The organism is Micromonospora pallida, assembly GCF_900090325.1.
Classification (GTDB): Bacteria; Actinomycetota; Actinomycetes; order Mycobacteriales; family Micromonosporaceae; genus Micromonospora; species Micromonospora pallida.
This window is the reverse complement of the sequence record NZ_FMHW01000002.1, coordinates 6,572,479-6,589,626: the sequence shown is the minus strand read 5'-3', so window position 1 is coordinate 6,589,626 and position 17,148 is coordinate 6,572,479. Positions and strand designations below refer to the sequence as shown.

The following is a 17,148-nucleotide window of genomic DNA, read 5'->3' as shown; positions in this document are numbered from 1 at the left end:
CGGAGTTGGCCGGTGGCCTGCGCGCTGGGCCGCCGCTACCCTCTCCTGCATGCCCGCCACCCCGCTCCTCGACGAACTACGCGCCGCGCTCGGTGAGCACGCCGTACTGACCGACCCGGACCTGCTCCGCATGCACGAGCGGGACGAGGCCGACCTCTGCGCGGCCGGTACGCCGCTGGTCGTGGTCCGTCCCCGGGACACCGCCGGGGTGGTCGCGGTGGTCCGCGCGGCGGCCCGGCACGGCGTACCGGTGGTGCCGCAGGGCGCGCGGACCGGACTGGCCGGCGCGGCGAACGCGGTCGACGGCGCGGTGGTGCTGAGCACCACGGCGATGGACGCCATCCTGGAGATCGACCCGGTCAGCCGGATCGCCGTGGTGCAGCCCGGGGTCGTCAACGCCACCCTGGCCGGCGCGGTACGCAAGCAGGGCCTCTACTACCCGCCTGACCCGGGCTCCTGGGAGTCGTCGACCATCGGCGGCAACGTCTCCACCAACGCCGGTGGCATGTGCTGCGTCAAGTACGGCGTGACCACGGAGTACGTGCTCGGCCTGGAGGTGGTGCTCGCCTCGGGCGAGGTGCTGCGCACCGGGCGGCGGACCGCCAAGGGCGTCGCCGGGTACGACCTGACCCGCCTCTTCGTCGGCTCGGAGGGGACGCTCGGGGTGGTCACCGAGGTGACCCTGGCGCTGCGGCCGGCCCCGGAGGAGTCGCTGACCCTGGTCGCGGTCTTCGATTCCACCGCCGACGCGGGCACGGCGGTCGCCGGGATCGCCGCCCAGGGGCTGAGCCCGAGCCTGCTGGAGTTGCTCGACCGGACCCACCTCCAGGCGATCGAGGCGTACCAGCCGATGGGGCTGCGGACCGACGCCGAGGCGCTGCTGCTCGCAGCGTCCGACACCGGTCCCCGGGCCGCAGAAGACCTGGCCCGGCTGGCGAAGGTCTGCGAGGCGGCCGGCGCGTCCGAGGTGTACGTCGCGACGGACGCGGTGGAGGCGGCGGCGCTGCTCCAGGCACGACGGCTGGCGCATCCCGCGATGGAGGCGTTCGCCGCCCGCGCGTACCCGGAGGGCAACGGCGGGCTGGTGATCGACGACGTGGCGGTGCCGCGCGGCTCGCTCGCCGCCCTGCTCGACGGGGTGGCCCGGATCGCCGCCGAGTGCGACGTGCCGATCGGCGTGGTCGGGCACGCCGGGGACGGCAACCTGCACCCCAACATCGTGGTCGACCGGGCCGACCCGGCCAGCCTGGAACGGGGCCGGCGGGCCTTCGACGAGATCATGCGGCTCGGCCTGGAGCTGGGCGGCACCTGCACCGGCGAGCACGGGGTGGGCCTGCTCAAGCGGGAGTGGCTGGCCCGGGAGATCGGTCCGGTCGGCGTCCGGGTGCACCAGGCGATCAAGTCGGCGCTGGACCCGGACGGCCTGTTCAACCCGGGCAAGGTGTTCTGACCCACCGCCTGACCGGGCAGACAGCCTGGTCAGCGCGGCACCGGACAGGCTGGCCGACGCGACATCGGGCCGGCCGGTCAGCGTGGGGCGGGCAGGCCGGTCGGGTCGATCTCCACACCCCGGTCGGCGGCGAAGCCCCGGACGTCGGGCGCGCCGAGCCGGGCCGCGTCGGCGGTGGCGTCGTCCGGCATCCGCTGCGACTGCCGTTCCGCCTCCACCCGGGCCCGGTAGTGCGCGACCTCGCGGGCCCGCACGTCGGCGTCCCAGCCGAGCACCGCGCCCATCAGCTCGGCCGTGTGCTCCGCCGACTCCAGTCCCCGGTGGCTGGTCTCGAAGGAGATCCGGGTACGCCGGGTCAGCACGTCCTCCAGGTGCAACGCGCCCTCCACCTGCGCCGCGTAGGTGACCTCCGCGGCCAGGTACTCGGGGGCACCGGCGAGCGGCGCGGCGAGCAGCGGGTCCGCCGCGATCAGGGCGAGCAGGTCCAGGGTGAGGCTGCCGTACCGCTCCAACAGGTGCTCCACCACACCCACCGGCACCCCGTGCCGGCGGGCCAGGTCGGCCCGGTCCCGCCACATCGCCACGTACCCGTCCGCGCCGAGCAGCGGCAGGTCGGCGGTGCGCGACGGGCGGACGTTGCCGAGCCGGCGGGCGGCCCGGTCCACCACGTCGGCGGCCATCACCCGGTACGTCGTGTACTTGCCGCCGGCCACCAGGAGCAACCCGAGCATCGGCTCGACCACCGCGTGCTCCCGGGAGAGCTTGGAGGTGGAGTCCGCCTCACCGGAGAGCAGCGGGCGCAGCCCGGCGTAGACGCCCTCGATGTCGTCGGTGGTCAACGGCTTGTCCAGCACCGTGTTGACCTGTTGCAGCAGGTAGTCGATGTCCCGTGCGGAGGCGGCCGGGTGCGACCGGTCCAGCCGCCAGTCGGTGTCGGTGGTGCCGATGATCCAGTGGCCGCCCCACGGGATGACGAAGAGCACCGAGGTCGGCGTCCGCAGGATCAGCCCGGTCTCGCCGGTGATCGCCGAGCGGGGCACGACCAGGTGCACCCCCTTGGAGGCACGGACCCGCATGCCGGGGCGGAGCCCCACGTCGTTGAGCATCCGGGACATGTCGTCGCTCCACACCCCGGTGGCGGCGATGACCGTGCGGGCGCGTACCTCGAACTCGGCGTCCGGCGAGCCGGGCGGCGCCTCCAGGTCGCGCACCCGTACGCCGGTCACCTCCCGGGCCTCCCGGATCAGGCCGACCGCACGGGCGCTGGTCACCAGCGTCGCGCCGAGGCTCGCCGCGGTGCGGGCCAGGGTCACCACCAGCCGGGCGTCGTCCACCTGGCCGTCGAAGTAGCGGATCGCGCCGGCCAGCTTGTCGACCCGCAGACTGGGGAAGGCCCGCCGGGTGCCCTCCCGGGTCAGGTGCCGGTGCAGCGGCATGCCCCGGCCACCACCGAAGATGCCGGCGAAGATGTCGTACGCGGCCACGCCGGTGCCGTAGTACGCCCGCCGCCAGGCACGGGCCGGCAGTTCGCGCACCCCGCCGCCGTCGGGCAGCGGCACCAGGATCGGCACCGGACGGACCAGGTGCGGCGCGAGCCGGGTGGCGAGCAGCCCCCGCTCGGTGAGCGCCTCGTGCACCAGCCCGAACTCCAGTTGTTCCAGGTAGCGCAGGCCGCCGTGGATCAGCTTGCTGGACCGGCTGGAGGTGCCGGCCGCGAAGTCCCGCGCCTCGATCAGGGCGACCTTCAGGCCCCGGGACGCGGCGTCCAGCGCGGCGCCCGCACCCGTCACCCCGCCCCCGATGACCAGGACGTCGAACCGCTCGGCGCGAAGCCGACGCAGGTCGTCGACCCGCCGGACGGGCGAGAGCTGGGCGGCCACGGCACGGGAGGTGTTGGGGTCACGCACCCGTTCACGGTAACCGCCACAGGCGGCTGGCGGGACACCCCGGATCCGCCTGCGTACCGTACGGTCATGCAGCCCGCGTACTCGCCCGGTCCGTTCGTACCCCCGACGGCGGCGCCCCGGTCCGGGCCGTTGGCGGTGGTCGCGGCCGTCCTGGTCGGCTGCTGGACGGTCGCGGTGGCCGTGCTCCCCCAGATCGTCGGCTGGTTCGCCGAGCAGGTTCTGCTTGCCGGCGGGCTGCACCGGCCGGTCTGGCTCTGGCCGGTCGTCTCGCTGGTCACCGTCGTCGCGGTCGGGGTGCCGGCGCTGCTGCTGGCCCTGGTGCCCCGCTCCGGGGCGGCCCGCGCCGCCGGCCGGGCCTGGCTGGTCGGGGCGGTGGCACTGGGCCTGCTCGGACTGCTCCGGATGGTTCCGGCGGTGCACCACGAGGCGTACCTCGCCGCGCTCGCCGCCGTCGCCGCGGTGTCCGCCCTGGTCGCCGCCCGCCTGCTCCGCCCCGGCGGCCCGTTCCCGGCCGACGGTGGCACCCCGACCGACCCGACCGACCACGCCCGCGCGGTGTACCCGGCCGCGCCTCCCGGGCCCACCGGTCCGGCCGGCGGCATGGGACCGCCTGCCCCGGCCGGCGGCACGCCACCGGCGGGCCCACCTGCGAGCGCGGGGCCGGCGGGAACGGCCAGGGAGGCAGGACCGGGCGGGGAAGCGGGACCGGGCGGGGAGACGGAGACGGCCGGCCGGGGCGCCGGCGCGGGCCGGCGGGGCGGGACCGCCGGGGTCACCCCGCTGGCGGTCGCCGCCGGGCTGGTTCTGCTGCTGCCCTGGCTCTGGCTGGGTGCCCTCGGCGGACTGTTGGAGACGGTGCTCGCGGCACTGGCCGCGGCGGCCGTCGGCACGCTCGCCGGGGTCCTGCTCGACGTCGGGTTCTGGACCCGGTTCGGGGCCGGGCGGCCCACCCGCCCGGCGCTGCTGGTGCTGGCCGGCGGCCTGGTGGCCGGCGTGACACTGCTGCTACTCGGCGCCGGGACCGGTCACTCCGGGGCACAGCTCGCCATGCTGCTGACCCTGCCGCCGGCCGGGTTTCTGCTCGGCGCGCTCCAGGCCCCCACCGATCCCCGGGGCCGGCCGGCGGGACGCGCCCCGGTGCGCTGGCTGGTCGGACTGGGCGTGTTCGGTCCATTGGCCCTCACCGACCCGGAGGAGGTCAGCCTGCTGCTGAGCACCACCCGGGACGTACCGTTCTGGGTGGCGGTCACCGCCGGGGCCGGCCTGGCCGTCGCGCTCCTGCTCGCCATCGGGTACGGCCTGCTGCTGCCGCGCCGCGTGCCGGGCCGGCGGGTCGCCGTGGCGGCTGTCGCGGTTCTGCTGGTGGCGGGCGGCCTGGTGTACGCCGTCCCCGGCCAGCCGGGCCTGCACGGTGAACGCCTCCTGGTGGTGCTGCGGGAGCAGGCGGACCTTCGGAGTGTCCCCGTCACCACCGGCGCTGCCGGCCGGGACGCCCGGGTCCGGGAGGTCTACCGCCGACTGGTCGACACCGCCGAGCGGACCCAAGCCGACCTGCGCCGCCAGTTGGACCGGCTACGGCTGGCCCACACCCCGTACTACCTGGTCAACGCGATCGAGGTGGACGGCGGCCCGGCGGTACGGGCCTGGCTGGCGAGCCGCCCCGAGGTGGACCGGGTGCTGGTCAGCCAACGGTTGCGGCCGCTGCCCGCACCGGCCGGCACCAGCCGGGGCGACGCCGCCGCGCCGACCGGTCCGGAGTGGAACATCCGCCTGATCGGCGCGGACCGGGTCTGGTCGGAACTGGGCGTGGACGGCGCCGGGATCACCGTGGGCAGCTCGGACTCCGGAGTGGACGCTGGCCACCCGACGCTCGCGGCCGGTTTCCGGGGCGGCGACGACTCCTGGTACGACCCGTGGGAGGGCAGCCGCTCCCCCCGCGACAAGGGCGGGCACGGCACCCACACGATGGGCAGCGCGGTGGGGCGGAACGGCATCGGCGTCGCGCCCGGCGCGAACTGGACCGGCTGCGTGAACCTCGACCGCAACCTCGGCAACCCGGCGCACTACCTGGACTGTCTCCAGTTCATGCTGGCACCCTTCCCGCCCGGCGGTGACCCGTTCAGCGACGGCCGGCCGGAACGGGCCCCGCACGTGCTGACCAACTCGTGGGGCTGCCCGACGATCGAGGGCTGCGATCCACAGGTGCTGCGGCCGGCCACCGCCGCCCTCGACGCGGCCGGGTTGTTCGTGGTGGCCGCCGCCGGCAACACCGGCCCGTACTGCGGCTCGATCGACGACCCGCCAGCCCCCTACGCGGACGTGTTCACGGTCGGCGCGGTGGACCGGGGTCGCCAGGTCACCAACTTCTCCAGCCGGGGGCCGGTTTCCGGGGCAGCCAAGCCGGACCTGGTCGCGCCGGGCGCGGCGGTACGCTCGGCGATGCCCGGCGGCGGGTACGCCGTCCTGGACGGCACCTCGATGGCCACCCCGCAGGTGGCCGGCGTGGTCGCGCTGATGTGGTCGGCCAACCCGGCGCTCGTCGGTGACCTGGACCGGACCCGGAGCATCCTGCGGCAGACCGCCACCCCGGTCGGGGCGTCACCGTCCGGCGACTGCGGCGACACCGCCAACATCGCCGGAGCCGGCCTGGTCGACGCCTACGCCGCCGTCCGCGCCGCTGGGGTATGAGGTGTGAGCAGGGGTCCCCTGTTACCGCTTTTTGATGAGGAAGGGTCCCCTGCAACCACCACTAGACACCCAACCACCCACGACGCCTGCCCGGCCATGGCCGTCCAGCACGTACCGCAGCCGCCGCACTCATCGCCGCCGGTGCGGCCGGTGTAGCGGCTGCCGTTCGTGCCTCGGCGTGGCCTAGGGTCGGCGACCATGGACGACGAGCGGATCAGCGTGACCGAGCTGACCACCGCGCGGCTGCCTGAGGTGGTCGCGCTCTGCCGCCGGGGGCTCGACCTGGCCGGCGACGCCGACGAGGCCGAGGCCATCGTGGACACCGTGTACCGGCGGGCCCGCATCGACCGGCCGGTGGTCGGGCTGCTGGCCGTCCGGGGGACGTCCCTGGTCGGCGCGCTGGTCTGTTCCGTTCCGGGGCAACCGGAGCCGCCCGGTGCCGGGTACGGGTGCGTGGACCTGGTCGTGGTCGCCCCGGAGGAGCGGCGGCGCGGGGTCGGAAGGGCCCTGCTGGCGCACGCCGAACGGCGGCTCGCCGAGTTGGGCGCACGCGAGGTGCTGTTCGCCGGGAACCCGCCGTACTACGCCTGGCCGGGCGTCGACGTGCGCTACACCCCGGCGGTCTGCGCGGCCCTGAAGCTCGGCTACCGGCAGGACCGGACCGCCTGGAACATGACGGCTGACCTGTCGTACGACGACTCGCCGGCGTTGCGCTCCACAGCAGAGGCGGAGCGGCGGCTCGCCGCCGGAGGCGTGACGGTGCGCCGGGCGGAACCGGCGGACCTTCCGGCGCTGACCGCGTTCGCCCGCGACACGTTCGGCGGGGTGTGGGACGCCGAACTGGCCGGCTCGGTGGGGCGTACCGGTGCGGGGTGTCACGTCGCGTGGCGCGACGGGACGGTGGTCGGTTTCGCCGCGTGGGGGTCGTCCCGGCCGAGTTGGTTCGGGCCGATGGGCACCGACCCGGCGGCGGCCGGTTCGGGAATCGGCGGCGTGTTGCTCCGGCGGTGCCTGCGTGACCAGCGGGCCGCCGGAATCGAACGCGCCCAGATCGGCTGGGTGGGGCCGGTGCCGTTCTACGCGGGCAGCGTGGGCGCCCGGATCGAACGCGTTTTTCTGCTCTACCGAAAGGACATAACTCCCGCTGACGCGTAAAGCGGGTATCGGCGCGGATAATCTCGTTCGGCCTCGGGCCGTGCCGTGGACCTCCTACCGTTTCGACAGGAGGTGGCAGTCATGAGGATGGACGACGAAACCGCCGACGACAGCACGCCCCCCACCTGGGCACGCGTCGGTGATCCGCCCGGTCGCCCACGGCTCGACTGGCTGGACTACGGCGACGCCGAGCAGCTGATGGAGATGTCCACTCTCGCCGAGGCGGCATCCGGGGAGACACTGGAACTGGTGGACACACCTGTGGGCGACCTGCCAACGGACCCATGGCTCGATCCACCGATGACACCGCCCGGCGGGACCGATCCACCAGTGACATCGCCCGGCAGGACCGATGCATCGCGCGGTCGTCCGCGCCGGCGACGGCCCCTGCCAACCTGAGCGAACGGCCGCCGAACATGAACGCCAGCCGCTGCGGGAAGCGGAAGGGGCGGACCGCTGACGCGGCCCGCCCCTTCGGCGTGTATCGGAACCGGACTCAGAAGTCCATGTCCCCGCCACCCGGGCCAGCCGGGGCGGCCGGGGCCTTCTCCGGCTTGTCCGCGACGACGGCCTCGGTGGTGAGGAAGAGCGCCGCGATCGACGAGGCGTTCTGCAGCGCCGAGCGGGTCACCTTGGCCGGGTCGATGATGCCCGCGGCCAGCAGGTCCACGTACTCACCGGTCGCGGCGTTGAGGCCGTGACCCGCGTCGAGGTTGCGGACCCGCTCGACGACGACGCCACCCTCGAGGCCGGCGTTGACGGCGATCTGCCGCAGCGGGGCGTCCAGCGCGATCTTGACGATCTGCGCACCGGTCGCCTCGTCACCGGCCAGGTCCAGCTTGTCGAAGGCGGTCTTGCCGGCCTGCACCAGCGCGACGCCACCACCCGGGACGATGCCCTCCTCGACGGCGGCCTTCGCGTTGCGGACGGCGTCCTCGATGCGGTGCTTGCGCTCCTTCAGCTCGACCTCGGTGGCCGCGCCGACCTTGATCACCGCAACGCCACCGGCCAGCTTGGCCAGCCGCTCCTGCAGCTTCTCGCGGTCGTAGTCGGAGTCGCTCTTGTCGATCTCGGCCCGGATCTGGTTCACCCGGCCCTGGATCTGCTCGGCGTCGCCGGCACCGTCGACGATGGTGGTCTCGTCCTTGGTCACCACGACCTTGCGGGCGCGGCCCAGCATCTCGACGCCGACGGCGTCCAGCTTGAGGCCGACCTCCTCGCTGATGACCTGGCCACCGGTGAGGATGGCGATGTCGCCCAGCATGGCCTTGCGGCGGTCACCGAAGCCCGGCGCCTTGACGGCGACCGACTTGAAGGTGCCCCGGACCTTGTTGACGACCAGGGTGGCCAGAGCCTCGCCCTCGATGTCCTCGGCGATGATCAGCAGCGGCTTGCCGCCCTGCATGACCTTCTCCAGGATCGGGAGCAGGTCCTTCACCGAGGAGATCTTGCTGTTGACGATCAGGATGTACGGGTCGTCGAAGACGGCCTCCATACGCTCCGGGTCGGTCATGAAGTAGGCGGAGATGTAGCCCTTGTCGAAGCGCATACCCTCGGTGAGCTCCAGCTCCAGGCCGAAGGTGTTGCTCTCCTCGACGGTGATGACGCCTTCCTTGCCGACCTTGTCCATCGCCTCGGCGATGATCTCGCCGACGCTGGTGTCACCGGCCGAGATGGAGGCGGTGGAGGCGATCTGCTCCTTGGTCTCCACGTCCTTGGCGAGCTTGGACAGCTCCTCCGAGACGTTCGCGACCGCGGCCTCGATGCCCCGCTTCAGGGCCATCGGGTTGGCGCCGGCGGCCACGTTGCGCAGACCCTCGCGGACGAGGGCCTGGGCCAGGACGGTCGCCGTCGTCGTGCCGTCACCGGCCACGTCGTCGGTCTTCTTGGCGACCTCCTTGACCAGCTCGGCGCCGATCTTCTCGTACGGGTCCTCGAGCTCGATCTCCTTGGCGATGCTCACACCATCGTTGGTGATGGTGGGGGCGCCCCACTTCTTCTCGAGCACGACGTTGCGGCCCTTGGGGCCGAGGGTCACCTTCACGGCGTCGGCGAGCTGGTTCATGCCCCGCTCGAGGCCGCGGCGGGCCTCCTCGTCGAACGCGATCATCTTGGCCATACGGCGTTGTCCTCCTGGACACTCACGGGCCACCCGAGTGTGTGCCCCGGATGGGCCGCCTGGTGTACGCACCTTGGGACGTCGCCACCTGGCGACGACGACGTCTCCTCGGCCGGGCCGGATAGCCCGCGACGACCGGCCATGTGCCCCGCGACGCGACGCCGCGCGGCCGTGGCCCTACCGCCCCGACCATTGGCACTCACGCCATGCGAGTGCCAATGACTTGTTTAGCACTCTCCCCTGCCGAGTGCAAGCACGATGTCCCTCCCCACGCCCCCATCCGCCCACGCACATCCCCACGCACCCCCACGCTCCTCTCTGCGTTCATCAAGAGGTTTGCGTCATCGAAGAGGCACCTCACGCCCCAAACTTCCTGATCCACCGACGGATCGAGGGTGGGTGGCGGGAGGGGCAAGGCGGCGGGCCTGGAGCGGCCGCTTGACGGAAAACCGGGGGCGAAGCGAGGAAGGAGGACTGGTCGGGCGCCGGGGGAGGCAGCGGCCTCGGTCTGGCCCCCGACCAACGGCGCAGTGAAGCCGTGGTGCTCAGCCCGGCGCGGCATCCAGCGCCTGCCGCAGCCTCTCTTCAGCGAACTGCCGATGGTGGCGATCCGGCAGGACCAGGGCCGCGATCACTCGCCCTCCCTGCGCCGCGAACCCGCGTCAGCAGCGCCGGTTCATCGCCTCGACTGCTGTGACCAGGGGAGCCAGCTCGGGGTTCTTGGCGGCTTCATCGAGCGCCTCCCTGAGGGCGGTGTCGTTGGTCGGCCGGGCCTCTTGCAGGAGCTTCAGCCCCGCGTCGCTGACATCGGTGTAGATGCCGCGACGGTCGGTCGGGCACAGGTAACGGGAGAGCAGGCCACGTTCTTCCAGGCGGGTGACCAGGCGGGTGGTGGCGCTCTGGCTGAGCACCACCGCGTCTGCGACCTGCTTCATCTGCAGGTGGCCGCCTTCGCCATCGTGCTGGCGACTGAGCACGTCGAGCAGCGAGTACTCCCGCACGCTCAGGTCGTGCTCGGATTGGAGGGCGCGCTCGATGTACGCCTCGATCCTGCCGTACAGGAGGTAGAGGGCTGCCCAGCCGTTGGCAAGGGCGGTCAGCGCGGGATCCGTGGCGGTCATGGGTCCGGGTCTCCTTCCGGATGCGACTGGAGTCCAGGATAAGCCCTTCCTGGAAATATCAGCTAGAGCATGTATAAGGCTCTTGCAAGTAGCCGTGGGTGGCCAGCCCGAGATCGGGCGGAGGTGAGAGCGCGACCCGGGCCACCCCTCACCTGGATGGAGCAACGGGCAACACCAGCCCACCACCGAGTCCCGGGCATCACCAGATTCCAAGGCTAAGGAGGAATGCCCGCCCTTGCATGTAGATGCGTGTGCAATTATTGTCTGAGCGCGTAAGGCGCACCAGCAATCACACGGAGGGTGGCGCGATGCCTCTCACACTTCTCGCCCTGGCCATCGGGGCCTTCGGGATCGGCACCACCGAGTTCGTGATCATGGGCCTGCTGCCCGAGATCGCCGGTGACTACGGGGTGTCCATTCCCACCGCCGGCCTCCTGGTCACTGGCTACGCGATCGGCGTTGTCATCGGCGCCCCGCTGATGACGGTGCTCGGCACCAGGATCAGCCGCAAGACGATGCTGATCCTGCTGATGGGCCTGTTCGTGGTCGGCAACCTGCTCTCCGCGCTGGCGCCGAGCTTCGGCGTGATGCTCACCGGCCGCATCGTGGCCTCACTGGCCCACGGCGCGTTCTTCGGCATCGGCTCGGTGGTCGCCGCCGACGTGGTCGCCCCCGACCGGAAGGCCGGTGCCATCGCCACCATGTTCACCGGCCTGACCATTGCGAACATCGTCGGCGTGCCGCTGGGCACGTTCATCGGGCAGGCGGTGGGCTGGCGGACCACGTTCGCCGTCGTCGCCGCGATCGGCGTGGTCGGCCTGCTCGGCATCGCCAGGCTCGTGCCCGCCATGCCCCGGCCCGAGGGCGTACGCCTACGCGGGGAGCTGACCGCGTTCCGTAACCCGCAGGTGCTGCTCGCGATGGCGATGACGGTGCTCGGCTTCGGCGGTGTCTTCGCCTCAATCACCTACGTCGCGCCGATGATGACCCACGTCGCCGGCTACTCCGACGGCGCGGTCACCTGGCTGCTCGCGCTCTTCGGCATCGGCATGTTCCTCGGCAACCTGCTCGGTGGCCGCTACGCCGACCGCAAGCTGATGCCGATGCTGTGCACCGCCCTCGGCGGGCTCGCCGTGGTGCTCGCGCTGTTCACCGTGTTCGCGCACAACAAGATCCTCGCCGCGATCACCATCCTGCTCGTCGGGGCGCTCGGCTTCGCCACCGTTCCGCCACTGCAGAAGCGCATCCTCGACCAGGCCCACGGCGCGCCGACGCTGGCCTCGGCGGTCAATATCGGCGCCTTCAACCTCGGCAACGCGCTCGCCGCGTGGCTGGGTGGCCTCGTCATTGCCGCCGGCCTCGGCTACACCGCCCCGAACTGGGTTGGCGCCCTCCTCGCCGCCGCCGCGCTGGTTCTCGCCTTCTGGTCCGCCGCCCTGGAGCGCCGCACCCCCGCGCGTGAGGCCGCGGCTGCCGTCCCCGCCCCCACCCCCGTCCACCGCTGACCTCTCCTCCCCCGTCACGGGGAGTCCCCGACGCCGAGACATCGATCGGAGCGGTCACGGGACACCGGCCAGCAGGTCGCGGTGGGCGGCGAAGACCTGGCCGCCGTACCGGGTGGCGAGGTGGCCGACGGGGACGTCGTAGTTGTCGGCCCGGATTCATTCGGCGCGGATGGCGTCGTCGGTGTCGGTGAGGGTGGGCCGGCGGGTGAGGTGGGTCAGGTGGGGGACGGTGACCATCCATGCCGACGTGGCGGGCCGGCTGTGGGCGCGGCGGTGGCCTCGCGGCCGGCGCGGGTCGGGTACGTAGGCGGCCTGCGGGGCGGGGACCGTGACGGCCGGTCTGCGGGACGGCGGACGGATATCCGGCCCTGCGGCGCTCAGCGCATCACCTGACGGATGGCCGGCCGACGGCTCGGGGTCAGCCGTGGGGACCACCGATGGACACGGACGCGCCCGGCTCCGACAGGTCGGATCCGGGCGGACCGGTGAGAAGGGACAGGGCGACCGCAAGCATCACCGGCAGGGCACCCACCGGAGCGGACGGGTCCACCAGCCTGAGGGCCGCCCGCCGGCGCGGTCAGGTGTCGTCGGAGCGACCTGTGGCCGTCCCGGGAGTGGTGGCGCCACTGCGGTGTCGCCACCACGCGGCCAGCTCAGGCGATGACGCGCACCCGCTCGGCCTGCGGGCCCTTCTGCCCCTGAGCGATCTCGAACTCGACCCGCTGCCCGTCGTCCAGCGCCTTGTAGCCGTCCATCTCGATCGCGGAGAAGTGGACGAAGACGTCCTGTCCCCCGTCGACGGCGATGAAGCCGTAGCCCTTTTCGGCGTTGAACCACTTGACGGTGCCTTGCGCCACGGTGCACTTCCTCACTTCGCTGGGCGACACGCAAGCCCCGACACCGGCGCAGCCGGCATCGGAACCACCGTTTCCACACCGGCCCGGAGCGGCCGATGTTCGATGACCGAAATCGCACGCTACACGAAGCGTGACCGCAGCGCACGATCACAAAATAGGGCATAGCGGTCGACCCTCGACCCGGGATCACATCGGCGGGCATCATTGCGGTAGGCATTCGGACATGACGCGGAATCCGGCCAGGTCGACGGCAGGCGTACCGACCGTCCGCCGGGTCCGCCCGGCCGACGCCGCCCGGATGCGGGCCCTACGGCTGGAGATGCTCGCGGACTCCCCGCTGGCCTTCCTGGAGACCCTCGCGGACGCCGCCGCCCGTCCGCACACCGAGTACGCCGCCCGGATCGCGTACAACTCGACCGGCTCGCACGCCGCGCAGTTCGTCGCCGACCCCGGCGGCCGGCTGGTCGGCCACGCCGGGGGACTCGCCGCGCCGCACGAGCCGGATCTGACCGTAGTGTTCGGGGTCTACATCACCCCGGTCTGGCGCGGCACGGGTCTGCTCGCCAGCCTGATCGACGGGGTCGGGGCCTGGTCGCGGGCGTGCGGGCGGCCGGAGCTGATGCTGGAGGTGGTGGTCGGCAACGACCGCGCCTACCGGTCGTACCTTCGGCTGGGCTTCACCGACACCGGGGTACGTGTTCCGCACCCCACGATCCCGTCCATGCGGGAACTCCAGATGCGCCGCGCCGCCTGAGGTGGTTGCAGGGGACCCTTCCTACGCAAAAAACGGTAGGAAGGGTCCCCTGCTACCAAACAAGCCGGCCCGGCGGGCTACCGGCTGAGAACGGTCAGGCGGTGTGGCGGCGGCTCTGCACCACCCGGAACCGGTTGGCCACGTACGCGCCGTCGGTGAGGGCGGCATTCGCGGCCGGGTTGGCGCCGCTGCCGTGGAAGTCCGAGTACGCCGCCGACTGGTTGACGAAGACCCCGCCGGTCAGGTTGCAGGACAGGTGCACCCCGGCGTCGATCGCCGCCTTCTCGGCCGCGTCGAGCACCGCCTCGTCGGTGGAGTAGACGCCGGCGGTCAGCGCGCCCTTCCGCCCCACCGTGGTACGGAGGAGCTCCAGGCTCTGCGCCGTCGAGTCGGTGGCGATGACGAACGAGATCGGGCCGAACCACTCCCGGCCGTAGGTCGCCGTGGCGTCCGCGTCCAGCTTGACGATGGTCGGCGTACGGACGACCGCGTCCGGATGTGCCGGATGCTCCAGCGGACGCGACTCCAGCACCACGTCTCCGAGCTTGGCCGCCTCGTCCAGCCGCTCCAGCACCCCGTCGTTGACGATCGCGCCGGTCAGCTCGACGGCGCGGGCCGGGTCGGCGGTGAGCTTGGCCACCGCGCCGGCGATCCCGGCGGCCACCTCGTCGAGGCTCTTGTGCCCCTGGTCGGTGGTGATGCCGTCGGCGGGGACGAGGATGTTCTGCGAGGTGGTGCACATCTGGCCGCTGTAGAGGGTCAGCGTGAACCCGAGGTTGCGACACATCCCGGCGAAGTCGTCGGTGGAGTCGATCACCACCGTGTTCAACCCGGCCTTCTCGGTGTAGACCGCCGCCTGGCGGGCGTGCTTCTCCAGCCAGTCGCCGTACTCGGTGGAGCCGGTGAAGTCGACGATCTTCACGGCCGGGTGCAGGGCCAGGTCGGAGGCGAGCTTCTCGCCGGGGGCCTCGGCGGCGAGCAGCACCAGGTTCGGGTCGAAGCCGGCCTCGGCGAGCACCTCCCGGGCCAGCTTGACGGTGATCGCCAGGGGCAGCACCGCGCGCGGGTGCGGCTTCACGACCACCGGGTTGCCGGTGACCAGCGAGGCGAAGAGACCGGGGTACGAGTTCCAGGTCGGGAAGGTGTTGCAGCCGATCACCAGGGCCACGCCCCGAGGCACCACGTGGAACGTCTTGGTCATCCGCAGCGGGTCGCCCTTGCCGGCGGGCTTCTCCCAGTGGGCCGTCCCCGGGTGCCGGGTCATCTCCGCGTACGCGTACGCGATCGCCTCCAACGCCCGGTCGAGCGCGTGCGCCCCGCCGGCCTGGAACGCCATCACGAACGCCTGCCCGCTGGTGTACTGCACCGCGTTGGCCAGCTCGAAGACGTTCTTGTGCAGGCGGGACAGGATCTCCAGGCAGACCCCGGCGCGGGCCTGCGGCCCGGCGTCGCGCCAGGCGGGCAGGGCGGCGGAGGCGGCGGTCACCAACTCGTCGACCCGGGCGTGCGGGTAGCGCACGCCCAGCGTGATCCCGAACGGACTGGCCTCGGTGGCGACCCGGTCGTCGGTGCCCGGCTGGTCGAGGGGGAAGTCGCCGTCCAGGTACGCCTCGAAGGCGGCCCGCCCCTCGGCGGCGGCGTTCTCGCCGTACACCCGAGGGCTGGGGGACTCGGGGTAGGCGGACCAGTACCCGCGCTCCGCGATCGCGGTCAGCGCCCGGGCGAGGGTGTCGGCGTGCGTGGCGTACAGGGGATGCGGGGTCTCCGTCATGCCCGCCATCATGCCGCAGCCGCGACCGGCCGGTAAGAGCCGCGAACCGGACGATCGCCCCCGGACGGGACGACGCCCTGGAGGAGCCCGCTGGCCGCCCGCGCCCCGACGACGCACCCTGAGGTGTCATGCGCCGGGTGGCCGCCCTCGACCGGGCGACGCACTCTGGAGCCGTGCGGCAACGAACCCGGACCACGATCACCTGGCTCAACGGCACGACCCTGGTCGGTCTGGCGCTGGCGGTGCTGGCCCGCACCACCCGTGAGCGCACCCCGGACGGACTGGTCGTCGCCGGTCGGTACCGGCTGCCGATACCGAGGCAGCAGTGTTTCACCGTCGGCTCGGTGGTGCTCACCCGCCGCCCGCCGGAGTGGCTACTGCACCCGGACCGCGCCGGCCTGCTGGCCCACGAGCGGCGACACGCCGACCAGTACGCGCTGCTCGGGCCGCTCTTCTGGCCGGCGTACTGGCTTGCCTGCGCCTGGTCGTACGCGCTGACCGGTAGCTACGGCTGCGGCAACGTCTTCGAGCGACGGGCCGGCCTGGCCGCCGGCGGGTACCCCGAGCCGACCCTGCGCCCCTGGGCGGCGGCGCTGCTGCGCCGCCCACCGGCCGGCACCGGTCCCGCACGGTCGCTCAGAGGTCGAGCTGCCAGTTCGTCCAGGCGTCGACGGGACGGAACCCGAGCTGCTCGTTGATGGCGATCATGTGCTCGTTGTCGGCGGCGTTCCAGGTGTCGACCTCGGACAGCTCCGGTTCGTGCGCCAGCACGTGCCGGAGATTCTCGAGCTTGGCGAGCAGGCCGAGCCGGTGCCCGCGGTGCTGCGGATCGACGATGGTGATCTGCTGGTCGGCGTGCCGTGGGCTGGACGGCAGCACCAGGACCATCGTCCAGGCGACCAGTCGGTTGCTCGCCTCGTGCACCACTCCGCAGTGGTAGGGCGACCAGCCCCGGGTGGCCAGCACCCGCTCGATGCCCCGGACCCGGTCCGCGTCGATCCGGTCCGGCTCGATCACGAGGTCCCCCGTGGGCGAGTCGAGCACCAGCCGGCTGTCGAGGTAGCCGATGTCGGCGACGTACTCCTCGGGGGCGGCCGCCTGCCAGGTGATCGTCCGGTACCCGGTGGCCCGCTCGCGCGCCTCGGCCAGCAGCGCATCGTGGACGGAGTGGCCCAACCCGTCGACGACCAGCCGGCGGCGTACCTCCACCAACGCCGGTCGGGCACCCAGCGCGGCGGCGAACCGCGCGCCCACCGCCGGCCGTTCCGGCCCCTCCGGCAGCGGCCCGACCGACGTCGCGATGATCCGCTTCCGGCCCTGCTCACGCAGCGCCCGTACGGCGTGCGCGTACAGCGCCCGCCCGACGCCGCGCCGCCGGTGGTCCGGGTGGACGACCAGGTCGAGGCTGGCGTTGTGGACGTTCTCCACCTGCGGCAGGTGGATCACCACATGACCCACCGGGACGTCGTCGATGGTGGCCAGCGCCATCAGGAGCTTCCGGCCGGGCATCGGATACCGGATCCCACCCTCGAACTGCTGACGGGACAGCCGGGGGAAATCGGGCAGGTCGACGGCCCGTGCGGCGGCGACCACCTGGAATCCCGCCTCCAGCGCGGCCTGGTCGGAGCTTTCGTGCGGCGAGATGACGATGCTCATGCCGACGAGGGTGCGGGACCGGAACGGAAACGGGCCAGCGATTTAGTCGCTGGCCCGGAAAATCTTTGGTCGGGAGGGACGAACGCACAACGCCTCCGGCGTTGGGTCGTAAGGCTTGAAAAGTCTTCGGCGAACGCCCTCCCGCACGAAGCATCCTGCGCCTGA

General features: G+C 72.6%; 13 protein-coding genes. 7 read left to right on the top strand and 6 right to left on the bottom strand.

What is annotated here, in order from left to right; translation table 11 throughout:
- Positions 1–49: 49 nt before the first annotated feature.
- Positions 50–1,450 carry an FAD-binding oxidoreductase gene (locus GA0074692_RS28020; protein ID WP_091649578.1) on the top strand — a complete coding sequence of 467 codons (1,401 nt, stop codon included), beginning with the start codon at positions 50–52 and terminating at the stop codon, positions 1,448–1,450.
- Positions 1,451–1,527: 77 nt separating this feature from the next.
- Here GA0074692_RS28020 and GA0074692_RS28015 read toward each other — a convergent pair whose 3' ends face one another.
- Positions 1,528–3,357, bottom strand: a complete 1,830-nt coding sequence (locus tag GA0074692_RS28015; protein WP_091649574.1) for a glycerol-3-phosphate dehydrogenase/oxidase — start codon at positions 3,355–3,357, stop codon at positions 1,528–1,530.
- A 66-nt stretch (positions 3,358–3,423) separates the two neighbouring features.
- Between GA0074692_RS28015 and GA0074692_RS28010 the strand changes: the two genes are divergently transcribed.
- The 3 genes from GA0074692_RS28010 (at position 3,424) to GA0074692_RS34305 (ending at position 7,599) form a co-directional block, all read left to right on the top strand.
- The gene (locus tag GA0074692_RS28010) at positions 3,424–6,045 is read left to right on the top strand and encodes a S8 family serine peptidase (protein WP_091649570.1); all 2,622 of its coding nucleotides are present in this window, start codon (positions 3,424–3,426) and stop codon (positions 6,043–6,045) included.
- Positions 6,046–6,243: 198 nt separating this feature from the next.
- Positions 6,244–7,200, top strand: a complete 957-nt coding sequence (locus GA0074692_RS28005) for a GNAT family N-acetyltransferase (RefSeq protein WP_091649566.1) — start codon at positions 6,244–6,246, stop codon at positions 7,198–7,200.
- Positions 7,201–7,287: 87 nt separating this feature from the next.
- The gene (locus tag GA0074692_RS34305) at positions 7,288–7,599 is read left to right on the top strand and encodes a hypothetical protein (protein WP_141725428.1); all 312 of its coding nucleotides are present in this window, start codon (positions 7,288–7,290) and stop codon (positions 7,597–7,599) included.
- A gap of 97 nt (positions 7,600–7,696) precedes the next feature.
- On the opposite strand, the gene groL is transcribed toward GA0074692_RS34305, so the two are convergent.
- Positions 7,697–9,319, bottom strand: a complete 1,623-nt coding sequence (gene groL, locus GA0074692_RS28000; RefSeq protein WP_091649563.1) for a chaperonin GroEL — start codon at positions 9,317–9,319, stop codon at positions 7,697–7,699.
- Positions 9,320–9,981: 662 nt separating this feature from the next.
- Complete coding sequence (locus tag GA0074692_RS27995) at positions 9,982–10,440, bottom strand: MarR family winged helix-turn-helix transcriptional regulator (RefSeq protein ID WP_091649560.1); 459 nt, start codon at positions 10,438–10,440, stop codon at positions 9,982–9,984.
- Positions 10,441–10,748: 308 nt separating this feature from the next.
- Here GA0074692_RS27995 and GA0074692_RS27990 point away from each other — a divergent pair, with 308 nt between their 5' ends.
- The gene (locus GA0074692_RS27990) at positions 10,749–11,945 is read left to right on the top strand and encodes an MFS transporter (protein ID WP_091649558.1); all 1,197 of its coding nucleotides are present in this window, start codon (positions 10,749–10,751) and stop codon (positions 11,943–11,945) included.
- Between the two features lie 653 nt (positions 11,946–12,598).
- On the opposite strand, the gene GA0074692_RS27985 is transcribed toward GA0074692_RS27990, so the two are convergent.
- A complete protein-coding gene (locus GA0074692_RS27985; RefSeq protein WP_013288855.1) occupies positions 12,599–12,802 on the bottom strand; it encodes a cold-shock protein in 204 nt (67 codons plus the stop codon).
- 223 nt (positions 12,803–13,025) lie between these two features.
- On the opposite strand from GA0074692_RS27985, the gene GA0074692_RS27980 reads away from it, so the two are divergent.
- The gene (locus GA0074692_RS27980) at positions 13,026–13,556 is read left to right on the top strand and encodes a GNAT family N-acetyltransferase (RefSeq protein ID WP_091649554.1); all 531 of its coding nucleotides are present in this window, start codon (positions 13,026–13,028) and stop codon (positions 13,554–13,556) included.
- Positions 13,557–13,650: 94 nt separating this feature from the next.
- Here the strand turns inward: GA0074692_RS27980 and paaN are convergent, their stop codons facing one another.
- Positions 13,651–15,327, bottom strand: a complete 1,677-nt coding sequence (gene paaN / locus GA0074692_RS27975; RefSeq protein ID WP_176738614.1) for a phenylacetic acid degradation protein PaaN — start codon at positions 15,325–15,327, stop codon at positions 13,651–13,653.
- Positions 15,328–15,500: 173 nt separating this feature from the next.
- Between paaN and GA0074692_RS27970 the strand changes: the two genes are divergently transcribed.
- Positions 15,501–16,025, top strand: a complete 525-nt coding sequence (locus GA0074692_RS27970) for a hypothetical protein (RefSeq protein ID WP_176738613.1) — start codon at positions 15,501–15,503, stop codon at positions 16,023–16,025.
- On the opposite strand, the gene GA0074692_RS27965 is transcribed toward GA0074692_RS27970, so the two are convergent.
- The gene (locus GA0074692_RS27965) at positions 15,964–16,983 is read right to left on the bottom strand and encodes a GNAT family N-acetyltransferase (RefSeq protein WP_091649548.1); all 1,020 of its coding nucleotides are present in this window, start codon (positions 16,981–16,983) and stop codon (positions 15,964–15,966) included. The two genes, GA0074692_RS27970 and GA0074692_RS27965, sit on opposite strands and share 62 nt — an antisense overlap.
- Positions 16,984–17,148 lie beyond the last annotated feature (165 nt).

Coding starts and splice junctions, on each gene's coding strand:
- GA0074692_RS28020 (WP_091649578.1), top strand. CDS start 50: ATGCCCGCCACCCCGCTCCTCGACGAACTACGCGCCGCGCTCGGTGAG.
- GA0074692_RS28010 (WP_091649570.1), top strand. CDS start 3,424: ATGCAGCCCGCGTACTCGCCCGGTCCGTTCGTACCCCCGACGGCGGCG.
- GA0074692_RS28005 (WP_091649566.1), top strand. CDS start 6,244: ATGGACGACGAGCGGATCAGCGTGACCGAGCTGACCACCGCGCGGCTG.
- GA0074692_RS34305 (WP_141725428.1), top strand. CDS start 7,288: ATGGACGACGAAACCGCCGACGACAGCACGCCCCCCACCTGGGCACGC.
- groL (WP_091649563.1), bottom strand. CDS start 9,319: ATGGCCAAGATGATCGCGTTCGACGAGGAGGCCCGCCGCGGCCTCGAG.
- GA0074692_RS27995 (WP_091649560.1), bottom strand. CDS start 10,440: ATGACCGCCACGGATCCCGCGCTGACCGCCCTTGCCAACGGCTGGGCA.
- GA0074692_RS27990 (WP_091649558.1), top strand. CDS start 10,749: ATGCCTCTCACACTTCTCGCCCTGGCCATCGGGGCCTTCGGGATCGGC.
- GA0074692_RS27980 (WP_091649554.1), top strand. CDS start 13,026: ATGACGCGGAATCCGGCCAGGTCGACGGCAGGCGTACCGACCGTCCGC.
- paaN (WP_176738614.1), bottom strand. CDS start 15,327: ATGACGGAGACCCCGCATCCCCTGTACGCCACGCACGCCGACACCCTC.
- GA0074692_RS27965 (WP_091649548.1), bottom strand. CDS start 16,983: ATGAGCATCGTCATCTCGCCGCACGAAAGCTCCGACCAGGCCGCGCTG.